This window comes from Gammaproteobacteria bacterium (assembly GCA_024235095.1).
Lineage (GTDB): Bacteria > Pseudomonadota > Gammaproteobacteria > Competibacterales > Competibacteraceae > UBA2383.
This window is the reverse complement of sequence record JACKNC010000001.1, coordinates 2,574,604-2,592,593: the sequence shown is the minus strand read 5'-3', so window position 1 is coordinate 2,592,593 and position 17,990 is coordinate 2,574,604. Positions and strand designations below refer to the sequence as shown.

The window sequence follows — 17,990 nt, the reverse complement described above, 5'->3', positions numbered from 1 at the left end:
CTTCCCAGGAGAAAAATCCCGCATGGGGTCCCGCACGTCCTTCCGCGCCGGGTTGACCGGCCTTGCCTTGGTGCTGTTGACGCTGTTCGCGCCACTGTCCGTCCAGGCCGCCGATGACGAAGCATTACGCGCCGTTCTTGCACAACTGCGCGAAGCCAGTTTTTCGGAAAAAGCGACGCTAGTGGAAACACTGGTAGGCATGGATCATCCCCGGATCGCCACGATTTTAAATGCCTTGGCGACTGGGAACCTGTATTACCAGGAAGAGAGTAACCAGGTGGTCATCAGCCTGAGTGACGAGGCGGAGGAGGTTCCCATCGAAGCGGCGGTGACCGGCGAAGCCTTGGGAACCGTCACCAAGCGCGATTTGGAGCGCATTATCGCTAATAACCGATTGCGGGCGCTGATCGAAAATCAACTGGCCAGCCTGGGGTTGTCCAGCGCTGATCCCCAACAGCGTCGTGCGGCGATCGAAGCCTTTCTGCGCAGTCCGAAACCTGCGGGCGTCCCTCGATTAAAGGCGCGGCTGGAAGTAGAACCGGACAAGAAAATTCAGGAATTATTGACAGCGGCGCTGGCGCTGGTTGATCTAGCCAGTCCCGATGCCGCCGTGCGTGCGCCCGCCGCCAAGGCGCTGGGCGGCTGGACACAAGCGGAGATTCGCGGCCCGTTGCTGCGGGTGGCTGCCGAAGACAGCGACCTCACCGTGCGCGAGGCAGCCAAAGCTGCACTGGCCAAAACCGAATTTCGTCTGCAACTGTTGGGCTGGGCGGAAACCTTGTTCTTCGGTCTGTCACTGGGTTCGGTGCTGATTCTGGCGGCGATTGGCTTGGCCGTCACCTTCGGGGTCATGGGTGTGATTAATATGGCGCATGGCGAATTAATGATGATCGGCGCCTACACCACCTGGCTGACCCAGCAGTGGCTGCCGGTCAACTGGTCATTGCCAGTCGCCGTACCATTAGCGTTCCTGGTCGCCGCCCTGGTCGGCATCGCCATTGAACGCGGCGTGATTCGCTTTCTCTATGGTCGGCCCTTGGAAACTCTGCTGGCTACCTTTGGCATCAGCCTGATTCTGCAACAGGCGGTGCGCTCGATTTTCTCGCCGTTAAACCGTTCGGTGGCAACCCCGGACTGGATGAGCGGCACGATTTTGCTCGGCCCGCTGGAAGTCACCCTGAACCGGCTGGTGATCGTCGGCTTTTGCATCGCGGTATTCACCTTGCTCTGGCTGGCGCTGCAACGCACCCGGCTGGGTCTGGAAGTCCGGGCGGTGGCGCAAAACCGGGCGATGGCGCGGGCCATGGGTGTCCGTTCGGCGCGGGTGGATGCGTTGACCTTCGGGCTGGGCAGCGGCATTGCCGGAGTCGCCGGGGTCGCCCTGTCGCAATTGACCAATGTCGGTCCTAATTTGGGGCAGAACTACATTGTGGATTCGTTTATGGTGGTAGTGTTCGGCGGAGTCGGTAACCTGTGGGGCACGATGGTGGCGGGACTGTCGCTGGGCGTCGCCAACAAACTGCTGGAACCCTGGTCTGGCGCAGTGTTGGCCAAGATTCTGGTGCTGATCTTCCTGATCCTGTTTATCCAGAAACGCCCGCGCGGACTGTTCCCGCAACGTGGCCGCGCGGCGGAGATTTAAGCCATGCCCTTACCTCGTTGGCTGCTCTCCGACCGTGTTGGACTGGCGCTGCTCGCCGTACTGGCAATTATCGGTATCGGCGTGCCTATTCTGAATTTGCTGGTTCCACCCGAACATCCCCTGCATCTATCCGCCTACACTGTGACCTTGCTTGGCAAGTATCTCTGCTATGCCTTGCTGGCGGTGTCCATCGATCTGGTCTGGGGCTACATGGGCATTCTCACCTTGGGTCACGCGGCTTTTTTCGCCCTGGGCGGTTACTGCTTCGGCATGTATCTGATGCGCCAGATCGGGACGCGCGGGGTCTATGGCGATCCGGTGTTGCCGGACTTCATGGTGTTCCTGAATTGGAAGGAACTGCCGTGGTTCTGGCATGGCTTCGATCAGTTCTGGTTTGCCGCATTGATGGTGTTGATCGTCCCTGGCTTGCTGGCTTTCGTGTTCGGCTGGTTCGCCTTCCGCTCGCGGGTGTCGGGGGTCTATCTGTCGATCATCACCCAAGCGCTGACCTACGCGCTGATGCTGGCGTTCTTCCGTAACGAGATGGGCTTTGGCGGTAACAATGGCCTGACCGACTTCAAGGACGCGCTTGGCTTTTCCTTGCAGGAAGATGGAACCCGAGTGGTCTTGTTCATCCTCTCGGCCCTGGCGCTGGCCGGGGGTTATCTGCTGTGCCGCTGGCTGGCGGCGACCCGCATGGGGCGGGTCTTGGTAGCGATTCGCGACAGCGAGGATCGCGCTCGTTTCCTGGGCTACCGGGTGGAATGGGTCAAAACGCTAGTGTTCACGCTATCGGCGATGCTGGCCGGTATAGCCGGGGCGTTGTATGTGCCCCAGGTCGGCATCATCAATCCCGGCGAATTCGCGCCGCTGAATTCCATCGAGGCGGTGATCTGGGTGGCGGTTGGCGGACGGGGTACGCTGGTGGGCGCGGTGATCGGTGCAGTCCTGGTTAATTACGCGAAAACCTGGCTGACTGGAGCGTTGCCCGAGGTCTGGCTGTTCGCCCTGGGCGGTCTGTTCGTGGCGGTCACAGTATTACTGCCCTATGGCTTGACCGGCTTGTTGCGGCGACGGGAGAAAACGGCATGAGCGAACTGGTTTCAGAACTGGATGCTGCGGGTCTGCACACCCCGGTCGCGCCGGTCGATGCGACGCATGGCGTTCTGCTGTATCTGGAGGATGTAACGGTCAGCTTCGACGGGTTCAAGGCGATCGACAATCTGTCGCTGTACATCGGCGACGGCGAACTGCGCTGCATTATCGGTCCTAACGGCGCGGGCAAGACGACGATGATGGACATCATCACCGGCAAGACCAAGCCGGACGCCGGGCGAGTGTTTTTCGGTCAGACTATCGACCTGCTCAAACTGGACGAACCCGCCATCGCGCGCATTGGCATTGGCCGAAAGTTCCAGCGCCCGACGGTGATTGAACCGTTGACGGTGCTGGAAAATCTGGAACTGGCTATGTCCGGGGCAAAACGGTTGCGTGGATTGATGACCACCCGGCTCACTGGCGAAGAGCGCGACCGTATCAACGCCGTGCTGGAGAAGATCGGTCTGACCGAGCACACAAGCCGACTGGCCGGTATCCTCGCGCATGGTCAAAAGCAATGGCTGGAAATCGGCATGTTGCTAATGCAGGAGCCGCGCTTGCTACTGGTTGACGAACCCGTGGCGGGCATGACCCCGGCGGAGATGGAGCGCACTGCGGAACTGCTCAAGTCGTTGGCCGGCAGTCATTCCGTAGTGGTGGTGGAACACGACATGGGCTTCGTCCGCTCTATCGCTGATCAGGTCACGGTGTTGCATCAGGGTCGGGTGTTGGCGGAAGGACGGCTGGAGGAGTTGCAAGTCGATCCCATAGTCATCGAAGTTTATCTGGGAGCGGGCGATGCTTACCATTGAAGGTCTGAACCAGTATTACGGCGAATCGCATACCCTGTGGGATGTTGGCCTGGCAGTGCCGGAAGGCGCGGTGATCAGCCTGATGGGCCGCAACGGGGTCGGTAAAACGACCTTGTTGAAATGCTTGATGGGTCTGTTGCCGATTCGCTCCGGCAAAATCACTTTCGCTGGCGTGGAACTGAACCGGTTACCGGCGGAAAAGCGCGCTCCGCTGGGCATCGGTTACGTGCCGCAGGGACGGCAAATTTTTCCGCTGATGACCGTCGAGGAAAACCTGCGAATCGGCTTGGCGTCCAATCCCCGGCGTTTGCGGCAGGTTCCGGAACTGATCTTTGAACTGTTCCCGGTGCTGAAAACCATGCTCAAGCGCCGCGGCGGCGATCTGTCCGGCGGGCAACAGCAGCAACTGGCCATTGGCCGCGCGCTGGTGCTAGAGCCGCGCTTGCTGATTCTCGACGAGCCGACCGAGGGCATTCAGCCGAACGTCGTACGCGAAATTGGCCGGGTGATTCGCCGATTGAATCAGGAGCAACTCGATCGGGTTCAGGAACAGGCCGCGATTGTTCGCGAAATCGGCATGGCGGTGCAGCGGGTGAACCAGGAACTGGGGATGACGGTGCTGTTAGTGGAGCAGAAACTGCCCTTTGCCCGCTGGGTGGCCCAACAATTCTGCATTGTTGACAAGGGTCGTACGGTGGCGACTGGGGCCATTGCTGACTTGAACGACGATCTGGTGCGGCAGTATTTGACGGTGTGATCCTTTTTGGATTACAAAACCTATTAAACTCATGAAGGCTTTCAGAAGCGGAAGTCCGGTCCATGCATACAATACGTCAATCCCCGCCCTCGCGGCGGCGTCTTTCCAGATAAAACGTCAATGCCAGCGCGCCGCCGCCGGCGATCAAGAGACTTAAGAACAAGCCTAGATGTTCCGCCAGATGGGCGAAGAATAGCGTGTAAATCTGAATAATCAGGAAAGTCGCCCCATAGCCGGTCAACATGCGCATGGCGAGGCGCGCACCCAAGCTAATCAACGCCACACTCAGCCCAGCCCACAAAGCATTGAATAGGATCAACTCGACCGCCTTAGCCTTGTACCACCAATGGCTGGCCAGATCGAAATTACCGAACAGCGACAACAGCCACAAGGCCATTTCCGCCAGAAACAGGCCAGTGGACAGCCAAATTTTGAAGAATCCCCGGTATGAGGCCAGCACCCCACGTTCGCTTTGTTGATGAATCACAGCGATAGCGATCATGGCGATCGCCGCCAGCAGAAAGCGCAGGGGGTAATTCATGCCAAACCAGTACGCGCCCCAGCCGGACGCATAGCCGGTAAAGCCGCCGAACCAGGAGAAAAACACCACAGCGCTCAGCACCAGCAATAGCACATTACCTAATCCATAGCTCAAACCCAGCAGCAACACCAGATCGATCAACAGTAGCGCCGGCCAGTTGCCGGAACCGGTCGAATAAATCGCGCCGAGGGTGAAGGTCAGTCCGATCAGCAGCAAGCCGCCCAGCAGTTCCAGGCTAAGACGGCTCCAGATCAGCGCCGGGCGGGTGCGCTTTAGCCACTGGCCGCCCCCGAAGCTGGCAATGGTGACGATGCCTAGCAGAATCGCCAGCTTTTCCAGGGTGAATTCGAACAGAGTCTGACCGAGAATGACTAAGCCGGCCACGACGCTGACTGCGCCGAAAATCAGGAACCAGCGGCCCAGCGAGCGCCAATCCCAACCAATGAGAGGATAGTGTTCGCTCAACTGCGCATGTCTTGTTTCGTCCAGCAGCCCCTCGCGCAGCAGGGCGTCCAGTTCCCGGCGAATGCGACGGTTACGAGAGATCGGATTCATGGATGCGGCTCCGGTGAAAGACGACTCCAGCGCTCGCAGAGGAAGCCAAAAATCATGGCCAATGCGCCGGCCAGCAGGAAGAACATCCCGGCGGACAGGCGATCCCAGAAATGCTCAAAGAACCGCGTGTACAGATCGATGGCCAGAAACACGATGCCAAAGCCGGTGAAGCGAGCATCGTGGAGCCGCGCGCCAGCAATGATTTGTGCGATGCCCGCGCCAGTAAAGATCAGCACCCAATCCAGCGGTTTGCCGAACAGGGTCAGAAACCACAGCGACAGATTCAGATACAGCAAGCCAAAAATCAGGTATAGCGCGCCAAACCCTGTGCAACGGCGCAATGGACCGCTTTCCAGCTGGCGTTCATGCCAAAGACCCAGAACAATCACCGCCAACGCGATGAGCGCCATCAAGCGCTCGTCCTGGATATCGGCGAAATAAGCGCCGTGTCCACCGTAGGCATGCCATGCTCCAACGCCGTGGAAAAACAGCAACAGCGCCAACAGCAGCGGCCAGCGCAGATGATAGCGGTAGGCGGTCAGAGCGGCTAGCGCGCCGGTCAGTAGCAAAAGAATGGAAATCACCCGACCCTCGTCTTCACCGCCGGCGGCCACATGCAGCAGAACCAGCGTTCCAAACGCCGCCGCCAGGCTGGCGGTGACCAGCACCGAGCCGGTGAAGGGGTGACGTTGCCGGGAATCGGTAGCCATACGGACGCCGAAATACCATAATCCCCCGCCAACTCCACTCAGCAGTACGGCGGCAACCCCCGCGGACTTGGCCATCATGGCGATGAACGCCAGCACCGCTAAGCCCAACTGGAAAATGGCGAACAGGCCAAGCCACTTGAGCAAGGCCGCCAGGAATCGTCCCTGCGTTTCGTAGCGTGGCAACAGGGTCTCCAGCAGAGGGCGGTCGATGATGCCTTGCTGATGCCAGCCGATAATTTCACGGGTGAGGACGTCGCGGGTGATCGGGCGCATCGTAGATTTCCATGTATCGTTTCGAATCGAATTTCCGGTAAAGTGACTGCCCACGCAGGGGCATTTGAAAATCTTTGGAGAGCATAATGGAATTTTTCAGCGAGTACGGGCTATTTCTGGCCAAGGCTATCACGATTGTAGTGGCGGTGCTGGTCACTGCTGGCGGCATCGTCGCACTGATCGCACGCAGCAGCGGTCACTCTGAAGCCCAGGGGCGGCTGGATATTCGTCATCTCAATGAAAACTATGACGGTATGGCGCTGGCGCTGAAGTCCGCTATTTTGCCAAAAAAGGCGTTCAAGCAATTCCAAAAAGAGCGCAAGCTCCACGAGAAGCAACGGGAGAAGACCGAGCGACGACGGGTGTTTGTGCTGAATTTTCATGGTGATATTCGAGCAGCAGCGGTGACCTCGTTGCGGGAAGAGGTAACGGCGGTGTTGACCGCGGCGCAACCCGAAGATGAGGTTCTGGTGCGGCTGGAAAGCGCTGGCGGACTGGTGCATGGTTACGGACTAGCGGCGGCGCAATTGTTGCGCATCCGCGATCGGAGGCTGAAGTTGACAGTCGCCGTGGACAAAGTGGCGGCCAGCGGCGGTTATATGATGGCTTGCGTAGCAGACCGGATCATCGCCGCGCCGTTCGCCATTCTTGGCTCTATCGGCGTCATTGCCCAGTTACCCAATTTCAATCGCCTGCTTAAGAAGCACGATGTCGATTTTGAGCAGTTCATGGCTGGCGAGCACAAGCGCACGGTGACGCTGTTTGGGGAGAATACCGATAAGGGACGGCAGAAGTTCCAGGAGGAAATTGAAGATATTCATTCCTTGTTTAAGGACTTTGTCAAAAACCACCGGCCACAGGTTGATCTTGAACGAGTGGCGACCGGAGAGCACTGGTTCGGCGCGCGGGCACTGGATTGCCGGCTGGTAGATGAGTTACGCACCAGCGACGATTATTTGCTGGACGCCAGCGCCGGGGCTGATTTGTATGAAATCATCTACACCGGTAAGAAACCGTGGCTGGCGCGGCTGCTGGCGCAAACCGGCGAGACGCTCGGGCGGTTTTGAGCCATGAGTACAACTTCTCTATGATGAAGGTACAGAGACACACCGTTTCTCATTGGCTTTGGAGGTTGCTGGCTGTCCACCTTCATTCCTGCTGCATATCCTCCCACAGCGGCGACAATTCCCGTAACCGGTTCACTGCGGCAATTACTGCGCCGGCGGTATAATCGACCTCTTCGACTGTGGTGAAACGACCCAGACTGAAACGGATTGCGGCGCGCGCTCGAAGCGAATCAACACCCATTGCCCGCAACACATGCGAAGGTTCATTCGTCGCTGACGTACACGCGGAACCGGTGGATACCGCAATATCCGGCAGGTCGGCCAGAACCGCCTCGGCAGTGACGCCCGTAAAACTCACATTCAGAATACCAGCCACGTTTTCCTGCGGATGGCCATTCAGCTCCACCCTGTCCAACCCAGCCAAGGTCTGCCATAACCGGTCGCGCAATGATCGAATTCGCGCCTGTTCGGCACCCATCTCCTCGCTGGCGATGCGAAAGGCTTCCCCCATCGCCGCGATTTGATGCGTTGGCAAGGTGCCGGCGCGTAAACCACGTTCCTGACCGCCGCCATACAACAGTGGCTCCAACCGGACGCGCACCGGACGTTGTCGGACATACAACGCGCCGATTCCCTTGGGTCCACACAGCTTGTGAGCGCTGAGGCTGAGTAAATCGACCGGCAGCTTTTGCAAGTCGATGGGCAACTTCCCAGCGCTTTGCGCGGCGTCGACGTGCAACAGGACGCCGTGCTCGTGAGTCAGTGCGCTGATTGCCGCCAGATCGTGGATGACGCCGGTTTCGTTGTTGACATGCATCAACGACGCCAGCACGGTATCCGGGCGCAACGCCTCTGCTATGCGTTCCAGTGGAATCTGGCCGTCCGGGTCCGGATCGAGATAAGTAACTATGCAACCGTTTTGCCCCAGCCACCGACAGACGTCCAGCACCGCCTTGTGTTCGGTTTTACTGGCCAGCAGGTGCCGCCCCCGCCGCGCTTGGGCGCGCATGACGCCCGTCAAAGCCAGATTATTGGCTTCGGTTGCGCCCGAGGTCCAGATGATTTCCCGTGGATCGGCGTTAAGTAGACCGGCAACCTGGCAGCGGGCCGTTTCAACCGCTCGCGCTGCCTGTCTGCCGAAAACATGTGTCGCGGAGGAAGGGTTGCCAAATACGCCATCCAGGGTCAGATGCCGCCCAAGCAGGGCGGCAACCCGTGGATCGACCGGTGTCGTTGCAGCGTAGTCCAGATAGACGGGTAAGCGCATTGCCTGCCGGCAGGGATCAGCGCGCTAGCGTTCACACCACAGCCGGTAACTGGATCGGTTGGACACGCTCTCGCCGGCGCGTGTGATGGCGATGATGCGCGTTAATTTCGCTCATAGTTGGACGCTCGACAAATTGCGCCAGCGTGATGCCTTCCAGGAAGGCAAAAATTTGCCGACTAAGATCAGTCCACAATTGATGGGTCAGACAGCGCCGCCCCCCCTGGCAATTCTCGTCACCGCAACAACGGGTCGCATCCAGTCGTTCGTCCACAGCGCTAATGATATTGGCAACGGTGACTTGATCCGGAGTCCGCGCCAGGCGGTACCCTCCTCCCGGTCCACGCACGCCTTCGACCAAACCGTGCTTGCGCAGCTTAGCGAACAGTTGCTCAAGGTAAGACAGGGAAATACCCTGGCACTGGGAAATCTCAGCCAACGTGACCGGACCCTGCCGATCATGAATAGCCAAATGCATCATGGCGGTAACCGCATAGCGGCCCTTGGTTGAAAGTTTCATGGCGGTACCCCGCAAGTTACTGGAATGGAACCATTCCCAACAATGAATTGGGCTGTGCAGGAACTGCTCAGCCTGAATTCGGACTACTTCATTAGCCTAAAGACTCGGCTCCTGGACTTAGCCATGCTTTATCCAAGTTGCAGCTCATAAAAATCAGCACTTTAATTATAGTATAAGTTTTGAACAAGAAAACTATATTAACCTACTCAATTAGTCAACTAATTTAGTAAAAGAACATCCGGTTTTTTTGCTACCTGGTAAAAATATTCAGGCGGGGGGTTGGTGAGGTTCAACGAAACGGTGACCTTGCCGCCAGCAGTAAGTCAGCCATTTATAGAGAAAGCGATTGATTCGCCAGCGGTTACAAAGAGGGTTACGGTCCGGACTCCTTGAATCAAGCGGGTCAGTTGCAAAAGAGACCCGATACCGCAAATGGGCAGTGACAACCTCGGCCAACCGGGCATCATGGTATACCCGAATGCGTAAATCAGGTTCGGCGACCGGCGGACCTTGCTCCTGACCAAACTGGTAGGTCAGAATCAATTCACTGGTATAGCGGCAACGCTCGACGACGCGCAGGTGTAAATCCATTCCACCGGGCGTGCGCGAGACCCGAACCGCTGAGGCCGGCGGCATGATCGGTAGCAAACGGCGCATGTTAATGTAATTGCACTCGTATAGATCCATCAGGGCCGAAAAGCCACCGGGCGCATCGTGCGCCAGCCACCCCACATGAGGAGGATGGAGCATGATCATTCTTTACATGCGCCCGACAACGCCAGGGATTCCATCCGCCAACCCGGGGCGCTACAGCACAATACGCTACCCTGTGCATACCAGTCGCCCAAAACGATCCGCCGCATGGAGTAGCCATCCAGCGTCCATTCATGAATCGCAGGCCGATGCGTGTGGCCGTGAATCAGTCGCTCAACCCGATGCTCCTTCATGACCCGATCTACTTCCTGACGGTTGACATCGATAATGTCGGCGGCTTTCTGTTGGATTGCTTGCCGGCTGGTTTCCCGCAACTGGCCGGCAAGCGCCCGCCGTTGTGCCAGAGGCAAGGCCAGCGTCCGCGCCCGCCAGGCAGGATCGCGAACCTGAGTGCGGAAGGTTTGATATTCGACATCATCGGTGCAGAGCGTATCGCCGTGGAGCAAGAGCACTTGCTCGCCCGCCAGGTTGATGACCATGCTTTCCGGCAGCAGTTGCAGACCGCTAACCGCAGCAAAGCGCTCGCCGAGCAAAAAGTCGCGGTTACCGTGCAGAAAGTACACAGGGACGCCCGATCCAGTCAGCGCGCGCAGACCTGACGCGACCGTTTGCCCCAATTCACTATCGTCGTCATCGCCGATCCACACCTCGAATAAATCGCCCAAGATATACAACGCCTCGGCCTGGCGAGCGCGTTGTTCCAGAAAAGTCAGGAAGAGCGTAGTGATAGCCGGACGGATCGGTTCCAGGTGCAGGTCGGAGATGAACAGTGTGGCCATGTCGCTATCGACTCACTCGCCGCTGACTTCGGTCTTGACGATCACTACGTTTTCGACCGGTACATCCTGATGACCCCGTCGGCTGGTGGTAGCCACCTGAGCGATCGCTTCGACGACGTCCATACCCGCGACAACTTGGCCGAATACACAATAGCCCCAGCCCTGACTGTTAGGCGCACGATGGTCAAGAAAGTCATTGTCCTTGAGGTTAATGAAAAACTGTGAACTGGCCGAGTGGGGATCGGAGGTGCGGGCCATGGCGATGCTGCCCACCACGTTTTTCAGGCCATTGTTCGCCTCGTTCTGGATCGGGCTGCGGGTTGGTTTTTGATTCATGTCGGATTCCATGCCGCCGCCTTGAATCATGAAGCCGGGGATAACTCGGTGGAACAATGTGCCATCATAAAACCCGTCGCGGGCGTATTGGAGAAAGTTGGCGGCGGTTGCCGGAGCATGTTCGTGATTCAGTTCAATACCGATGACGCCCAATGAAGTGTGCAGATTAACCATGATGATAAAAACTCACTCTTTTGATGGTTCGGACGGAGTCGCTGGCGCGAGCGCTGGTTCCGGTTCGGCATCCGACGAGGCAGGCTTCGAACGGTCCAGTACTGTCGCGGATTCAATGACAATTGGCGTGACCGGCACATCGCTGAACCGGTCGCCGGGTCCCCCGGAACCGGTTGGCGTCTGGCGGATCTTGTCGACCACCTCCATGCCATCGATCACCTTGCCAAACACCGCATAGCCCCAGCCTTGCGGAGTCGGTCCGCGGTGATCCAGAAATGTATTGTCCTTGACATTGATGAAGAACTGGGCCGTAGCGGAGTTGGGATCGCCCGTGCGCGCCATGGCCACTGCGCCACGCCGGTTTTTCAATCCGTTGTCAGCCTCATTCGGGATCGGGGCGCGAGTCGGTTTCTGTTGAAAGTCCGCGGTGAAACCACCGCCCTGGATCATAAAACCGTCAATGACCCGGTGAAAGATCGTGCCGTTATAGAAGCCATCGCGGACATAGGTAAGGAAATTTTCAACCGACTTAGGAGCTTGCTTGTCAGCCAACTCCAGGGTAACCGGACCCATACTGGTATCCAACCGAACTTGAGTGTCAGCAATAATGGTCGTGCTGGCCAGACCGAGAACGACGGCCGCTAATAAGGAAACTCGCTTGTGCATGGAATTATCGCCAGGTTGTGGAAATAACCAGAAAGGAGTAGGGGAAACAGGGATTTTCCCTACTCCCTACTTCCGTAACCGCGGCTTACCCCTCAGAGGGCAACCATAAGACTTCCGACAGGTTATCAAGCTCCGAGATGCTGGATTGCACTCGGGCCAGCGCCTCCATAGCCTGTTCGCGGGTGATGCCCAAGGTAAACATCGCCAGAGCCGGCAAGCGGTTATTCGGTTCATCACTCATTCCGACATGGTGCAGCAATCGATTGGCGATCAGCACCAAATTGGAATATTCAGCATGAGGTTGAGTGCAATCTTCATTATGATGCCAGCGAACCGCGGCAATCACCTCCTCGGGCATGTCCCAGGACTGCATCAGCCAGGAGCCGATCAGCCAGTGCTCAACGCCCAAGACATAGCGTTCGACGACACTGAGCGGCACGTTCTGGTTAACCGCCAGGAAGCGGTTGAACAGAAAAAAGTGGGTGGGAAAGACATGACCCAGCACCAGATAACCGAAGTTGTGGAGCAGGCCGCATAGATAGGCCAGATGGGGGTTCACATTCAACGATTCGGGGAGTAGTTTGGCCAACTCGCTGACCAGGGAGGCACAGTAGATGCTGTGCCGCCAAAAGGTTTGCAAACCGACTGGACCGTCGACTGGTATGCGAAAAGTTTGACCTATGCAGGACCCCAGCAGCAGGTTAAGGGTGTTTTCGATCCCCAAGACCTGTTCGATGGCGGTATGCAGCGAATCCACTGCGCCACGATGGCCATGCAAGGGCGAGCGCGCCCAATGCACGACCTGTGCGGCAAGACTGGGGTCCTGTTCGACGATCCAGATGATGTCGGTGGCAAGGAGGCCCGGCTGATTACGCAGCTTTAGAATCCGTTTCGCGGTTTCCGGCATGACCGGCAGTTCAGTGATCGCTTCGATGCCTTCCTGCAGTTTTGCCGGCGTATAACGCCGGGTCAGACTGGTCAGGTTTTGGGGGGTAAATGCCTGCTGGCTGATCAGTGCGTCGAGGTTCTCGGTGGAAACAGCGAACTGTCCCCAGCGCGCCGACTTGAGCAGTTCGCGGAAATCGGCCGCCTGCATGGCCACCAAAGTATTGCCATTCCCGCCATCGAAGTAGATTTCCTGAGTTTCGTCCGCGACCAGGCTGATATCCGCCAAAGCCGGTATGGCGAACGCGTCCGGCAGGGGGGGATGAGATCCCGCCTTGCAACCATGTTGTTCGAAGAAGCAGTGGGTTTCGGGACCGTAAAGCGGCTCCAGATCGCGCCGCAGTGATTGGCAGAGTATCGAAAAATCGAGAATGTAGCTGCATGGTAAAACCACCATGACCACGCCCACTGTATCTTTCAGCAGGACAATTCGCGCTATTTGTCGGGTAGCGATGCCAAGTTTCGCTGCAGCCTGAATGAGCGTTTCAGTAGAAGGACAGTTTACCAATCGATAGGGAAAACCCTGTTGGTCAAGATGGGTCCGAACGATGTCAGGAAGGTCCATGGAGGTAACTTTACCGAGTCGTCTGATTGAGATAGCGTTATATCTCTCTAAATTATAGCTTTAACTATCCAGTCTTGGCTTTGCTAACGCAATAATAATGATTAGTCTTGGCAAGATAGAATAAAACAGTTTCAATAATAGTTCCTTAAAATATTTATAGTGGAATTTTCCTTTTCAGGGAAGCGCTGTTGGCTCGCGAGGGGGCTTGCGCAGGCGTGGGCTGTAGCAATTGGACATGGCGTTTGCTTAAGGTTCTTTCCGCTGGATATCAACCTGCCGTCTGGGCAACTCGGTGTAGAAATCGTATTTGGGCTTGAAGGGATCCGCTGCCGGCGCCGGCATACTGACAGGCGGGGCCGGCAGCGATTGCACGGCGACGGGCGCAGGCGGCGTGAGCGGTATAGGTGGCGGCGCTACTGCTACCGGCGGCGGCTGGAATCGGGCGCCCTTGATGTAGGCGAGGAAACCACCAAATAGACCGATCAAAATCAATGTGATAACTAGTATACTCAACCGGCGGGCCGATTGGCGGCGCTGGCGTGGCGAAACGGATTTGTAATCGCGGCGAATACTCACATGACCTCCGGAGCTGAGACGCCTAGGAGGGCCAAACCATTTTTAATCACCTGCCGGGTCGCCAGGCTCAGATTCAACCGGGCGTCGCGTAAGGCATCGTCATCGACCAGAACCCGGTGTTCGTTGTAATAGGTGTGGAAGGCATTGGCCAGCTCCCGCAAGTAGTGAGCCAGCTGATGCGGCTCGTGGTTAAGTGCCGCCATTTCCAGGACTTCCGAGTAACGGGCCAGCGCGATGAGCAAGCTCTCTTCATGGGGTTCAGTCAATCGGGCTAGATGCGCCTGGCCGCGCTCCACATCACGGGATAGCCCTTTTTCGCGCAATTGCTTGAGAACACTGCATACCCGCGCATGGGCGTACTGAATGTAGTAAACCGGGTTATCCCTGGACTGTGATTTAGCCAGGTCGAGATCGAAATCCAGGTGCTGTTCGCTCTTGCGCATGACATAAAAGAAGCGGGCGGCGTCGTTGCCGACCTCTCGACGCAGTTCGCGCAGGGTGACGAATTCGCCGGAACGAGTGGACATGGGTACCCGTTCGCCATTGCGGTAGAGAATCGCAAATTGCACCAATAGCACGGCTAACCGGTCAGGATTTTCACCCATAGCCTGAAGTGCGGCTTTCACCCGGGGGACATAGCCGTGATGGTCGGCGCCCCAAACGTCAATGACTCTGTCGAAGCCGCGCTCGAATTTCTCCAGATGATAGGCGATATCCGAGGCGAAGTAAGTTATCTGACCGTTTTCCCGCTCGACCACCCGATCTTTTTCATCACCGAAGGCGCTGGAACGAAACCACAGCGCGCCTTCCCGCTCGTACACATAGCCAGCGTCACGCAGTCGGCTCAACGTCTTATTGACCGCGCCGTGTTCGGTAAGCGCGCGTTCGGAATACCACTCGTCATAGATCACCCCGAACCCGCCCAGATCGTCGCGGATGTCGTCGAGAATGGCGTTCAGGCCCAGTTCAAACAGAAAACGGTAGCGGTGATCGCCCAACAGGGTACGGGCGCGTTCAACGACGGCGTCGATATAGGTTTCCTTGTTGCCTGGCGTCACAATGTCGCCGGCTTCGTCGCGGATTTCGTCCGGGGGGAGATTCTGGAAAACCTGTTGCGCTGAAACCAGATAAGCGCCGCCATGCTCTGCGTAAAACCGGGCGGCGATGTCCCGCAAGTATTGGCCGCGATAACCGTTGCTGGGAAACGGGAACCGTTCGCCGCAATGCTCCAGGTAACGCAACCACAGGCTGGCGGCCAGGATGTTCATCTGTCGGCCTGCGTCATTGACGTAGTATTCCCGGTGAACCTGGTAGCCGATCGCTTCCAGTAAATTAGCGACGGTAGCGCCAAACGCTGCGCCGCGCCCATGACCGACGTGCAGGGGGCCAGTAGGATTGGCGGAAACGAATTCCACCTGAACCCGTCGTCCGTTACCGAGCGCGCTCCGGCCAAAGTCATCGCCGCGTTGCAGGATCTCGCCCACGACCGTGTGATAGGCGGTCGGTGTCAGGAAAAAATTGATGAAACCGGGGCCAGCGATATCCACTTTGGCGACATGCGCGGACATCGGCAGCGCGGAGCGGATGTTCTCGGCCAGTTCGCGGGGTTTGCGCCGGGCGGTTTTCGCCAGGGTGAGCGCGATATTGGAAGCGTAATCGCCATGCGCTCGGTCGCGGGTGCGCTCCAGGGGAATCGAAAGCAACTCGGCATCGGCCAGCGCTCCATCCTGGCAAAGCTGCTGGAGCGCCTGAGTAATCAGGTGTTGAAGATGGGTTTTCAAGGGGAAAGCCTCATGGGGGTTTCCTGTTAGGAACTGTATAAAAAATAACTGATTGATTCACCGGTATTGTGTAGGGTACGCAATGCGTACCCTACAGTGTTGTCATCAGTATGTAGGTCGGGCACAGGACGTGCCCGACATAGGCCTTCTTGTCGGGCAACGTTACGCCTTTGCCCGACCTACAGTGTGAGTTCCACAAAAATCTTCGAAGAACCATAATTAACTGATCATGCTCAGTTTGAAATGGTAACCGATGAATTTTTTGAATTCATTGACAATCTTGAACGAATCGCGCAGCACTTCCCGCTGTATTTTGTTCAGTTCCTTGGGATTCAGGTAATTATCTTGCGTCCGCCCTTCGCGAATTTTCCGCAGGCCGGCCTCGGCGCGCAAGGTCGACAGGTAGGTAAAGACCTCGATCAGCTCAATGCCAAAGGAGGGGTTGAACAGATTGCGCTGACTCAAAGCGGTGATCCGGTCCACGGTATTGGTTTGCGGTAACCGGTATTCCAGGGCCAGGCTGCGAATGCCGTGAACAATGGGGAAAATGCCGCCTTTCTTGATATCCAGTTCATCGCGGTCTTTTTCCACGACGAAATTGGTAAAGAACCCGAGCGGTGTTTCGAACGCAACGGTGGATTTGGCAAACTGGCTGTAGAACGAGCGATGATCGCCAAGCAGGCGATACATGTGGTCTTTGACATGGCGCAGCAGATTATCGTCGCCGGCCACCGCCATCGCGTCGAAGAAAATGGCGAATTGGAGAAACGAATCGTAGGTCGGATGCACGATCCATTGAAACAACTCATCCTTGAATGCAGCCATCGGCTTGGTCCAGTACGGGTTCGACACCATGATATTGCCAGGGCAACGTGGGTAGCCGAAATCAAGCAGACTTTCGGTGAATTCGCGAGTGATCCGCTCCAGATCAGGGTAGCTGAAACCATCCCGCAAGATCAGAGCGTTGTCCTGATCGGTTTTCAGCACCTGTTCCTCGCGGCCCTCGCTGCCTAGCACCAGCAGGCAGGCGTTTTCCAGCAGTTCCGGCGGCGCGATAAGAGCGAACAGTTTGCGCAACAACTTTTTATTCAGTTCCGACACCAGTTGCATGATGTAGCGGATTTTAATGCCTTTGTCATGCAGATCGCGGATGACATTGACCAGATCGCGGCTGGCCCACTTCAGGTCTTCCTGGGAACGCGCCCGGTCGATTTGCAGGGCGATCAAGTGGGAATGATTGGAGAGATAACTCAGCAGGTCGATTTGTTCGAGAATACCATGAATGGTTTTCACATCGCGGATGACCAGCCGATTTACATTGTAATGGGTCATCCGCAGCAGGGCGTTGAACAGGAAATCGTCCGGCTCCATGCTGATCAATTCGTAAGTCGCCAGCGGGCCAACAGGGTCGTCCACCGACTGACGCTGAATAATAGCGGCCTCGCGTAGATCAGTGGCAGTGACGATGCCGATTTCGTCGCCGTATTGAACCAGGATTGAATTGGTTTTATGGGCCTTCATGGTCAGCGCCGCCTGATAGATAGACTGTTGCGCTGACACGAAGACCGGTGGGTGAATATAGGCATCCTGAATTTTAGCAATCGTGAATGCCGCCAGGTCCCGGTTGTCGTCTGTTTCATGCAGGGCGGCAAGACGCTGAGAAATCTTACGATTATAGAAAGAAGCCAGTTGCGGATAATTCTGAATCGCTTGCAGGAAAACCGGCCGTGGCATCTGCAAGCAATGAGTCGGTTCGCTGACCACGAAACTGTGCAGGCTGGTTCCTTCCAGCAGAGCGCTGGCATCGAAGGCATCCTCGGCGCCATACAGAGCGATCACGCACCAGAGGGATCGGGCGCTCTTGGCGGCAGTCAGCGATTTCGCACCCTCTTGAGCAGGCTGATCTGGGTCGCCATCGATTTCGTAAACTGCGCCTTCGATGATGAAGTACAGACAGGCTGGCGTTTCGCCGGACTTTAACAACACTTCGCCCGAGTCGAAGTGACCGATCCTCAGTTCCCCGGCTAACGACGCCAGTTCCGTTTCGGCGAGCCGGTTGAAGGGGGGCTGACGGGCAAGAAAGGCTTTTTGATCCAAATTAGTCACGACAGTTCGCTTCCGAAAGGCCCAATAAGAACCCCTTCGCGGCGGAAGCCGGAAGGGGTTTTATCTTAACACATCCATTCAGTCCCCTTCTTTAACACAGAAGGGGGGT

17 protein-coding genes are annotated in these 17,990 nt (G+C 57.0%); 5 read left to right on the top strand and 12 right to left on the bottom strand.

Translation table 11 applies throughout. The features are described 5' to 3' along the window. Positions 1-22: 22 nt before the first annotated feature. The 4 genes from urtB to H6973_11445 are packed head-to-tail and all read left to right on the top strand — an operon-like array spanning position 23 to position 4,309. Positions 23-1,642: an urea ABC transporter permease subunit UrtB gene (urtB, locus tag H6973_11460; GenBank protein MCP5126213.1), complete on the top strand. Its 1,620-nt coding sequence runs from the start codon at positions 23-25 to the stop codon at positions 1,640-1,642. Positions 1,643-1,645: 3 nt separating this feature from the next. Continuing rightward, positions 1,646-2,734: an urea ABC transporter permease subunit UrtC gene (urtC, locus tag H6973_11455; protein MCP5126212.1), complete on the top strand. Its 1,089-nt coding sequence runs from the start codon at positions 1,646-1,648 to the stop codon at positions 2,732-2,734. Further along, entirely contained in the window at positions 2,731-3,552 is an 822-nt protein-coding gene (gene urtD / locus H6973_11450) for an urea ABC transporter ATP-binding protein UrtD (GenBank protein MCP5126211.1), read from the top strand. The genes urtC and urtD overlap by 4 nt, the downstream gene beginning before the upstream one ends. Then, a complete protein-coding gene (locus tag H6973_11445; GenBank protein ID MCP5126210.1) occupies positions 3,539-4,309 on the top strand; it encodes an ABC transporter ATP-binding protein in 771 nt (256 codons plus the stop codon). The genes urtD and H6973_11445 overlap by 14 nt, the downstream gene beginning before the upstream one ends. A 76-nt stretch (positions 4,310-4,385) precedes the next feature. On the opposite strand, the gene H6973_11440 is transcribed toward H6973_11445, so the two are convergent. Both H6973_11440 and H6973_11435 read right to left on the bottom strand, forming a co-directional pair. Next, a complete protein-coding gene (locus H6973_11440) occupies positions 4,386-5,405 on the bottom strand; it encodes a hypothetical protein (protein MCP5126209.1) in 1,020 nt (339 codons plus the stop codon). Beyond that, on the bottom strand, positions 5,402-6,388 hold the full coding sequence (locus tag H6973_11435) for a hypothetical protein (protein ID MCP5126208.1): 987 nt from the start codon (positions 6,386-6,388) through the stop codon (positions 5,402-5,404). Before H6973_11435 ends, H6973_11440 begins: the two co-directional genes overlap by 4 nt. Before the next feature lie 86 nt (positions 6,389-6,474). Here H6973_11435 and sohB point away from each other — a divergent pair, with 86 nt between their 5' ends. Next, positions 6,475-7,455, top strand: a complete 981-nt coding sequence (gene sohB, locus H6973_11430) for a protease SohB (GenBank protein MCP5126207.1) — start codon at positions 6,475-6,477, stop codon at positions 7,453-7,455. Between the two features lie 82 nt (positions 7,456-7,537). Here the strand turns inward: sohB and H6973_11425 are convergent, their stop codons facing one another. The 10 genes from H6973_11425 to H6973_11380 all read right to left on the bottom strand — a co-directional run bounded on the left by H6973_11425 (position 7,538) and on the right by H6973_11380 (position 17,881). Further along, a complete protein-coding gene (locus H6973_11425) occupies positions 7,538-8,722 on the bottom strand; it encodes an aminotransferase class V-fold PLP-dependent enzyme (GenBank protein MCP5126206.1) in 1,185 nt (394 codons plus the stop codon). A gap of 31 nt (positions 8,723-8,753) precedes the next feature. Next, entirely contained in the window at positions 8,754-9,239 is a 486-nt protein-coding gene (locus H6973_11420) for a Fe-S cluster assembly transcription factor (GenBank protein ID MCP5126205.1), read from the bottom strand. A 267-nt stretch (positions 9,240-9,506) separates the two neighbouring features. Continuing rightward, positions 9,507-9,989, bottom strand: a complete 483-nt coding sequence (locus H6973_11415; protein MCP5126204.1) for a DUF1249 domain-containing protein — start codon at positions 9,987-9,989, stop codon at positions 9,507-9,509. 2 nt (positions 9,990-9,991) lie between these two features. Further along, the gene (gene lpxH, locus H6973_11410) at positions 9,992-10,732 is read right to left on the bottom strand and encodes a UDP-2,3-diacylglucosamine diphosphatase (protein MCP5126203.1); all 741 of its coding nucleotides are present in this window, start codon (positions 10,730-10,732) and stop codon (positions 9,992-9,994) included. 12 nt (positions 10,733-10,744) lie between these two features. Next, a complete protein-coding gene (locus H6973_11405; protein ID MCP5126202.1) occupies positions 10,745-11,242 on the bottom strand; it encodes a peptidyl-prolyl cis-trans isomerase in 498 nt (165 codons plus the stop codon). 12 nt (positions 11,243-11,254) lie between these two features. Then, a complete protein-coding gene (locus H6973_11400; protein MCP5126201.1) occupies positions 11,255-11,908 on the bottom strand; it encodes a peptidyl-prolyl cis-trans isomerase in 654 nt (217 codons plus the stop codon). 85 nt (positions 11,909-11,993) lie between these two features. Then, positions 11,994-13,418 carry an HDOD domain-containing protein gene (locus H6973_11395; GenBank protein MCP5126200.1) on the bottom strand — a complete coding sequence of 475 codons (1,425 nt, stop codon included), beginning with the start codon at positions 13,416-13,418 and terminating at the stop codon, positions 11,994-11,996. 246 nt (positions 13,419-13,664) lie between these two features. After that, on the bottom strand, positions 13,665-13,994 hold the full coding sequence (locus H6973_11390) for a hypothetical protein (protein MCP5126199.1): 330 nt from the start codon (positions 13,992-13,994) through the stop codon (positions 13,665-13,667). Further along, positions 13,991-15,775, bottom strand: a complete 1,785-nt coding sequence (locus H6973_11385) for an arginine--tRNA ligase (protein ID MCP5126198.1) — start codon at positions 15,773-15,775, stop codon at positions 13,991-13,993. The genes H6973_11390 and H6973_11385 overlap by 4 nt, the downstream gene beginning before the upstream one ends. 219 nt (positions 15,776-15,994) lie before the next feature. Beyond that, positions 15,995-17,881: a cyclic nucleotide-binding/CBS domain-containing protein gene (locus H6973_11380; protein ID MCP5126197.1), complete on the bottom strand. Its 1,887-nt coding sequence runs from the start codon at positions 17,879-17,881 to the stop codon at positions 15,995-15,997. Positions 17,882-17,990: the final 109 nt, after the last annotated feature.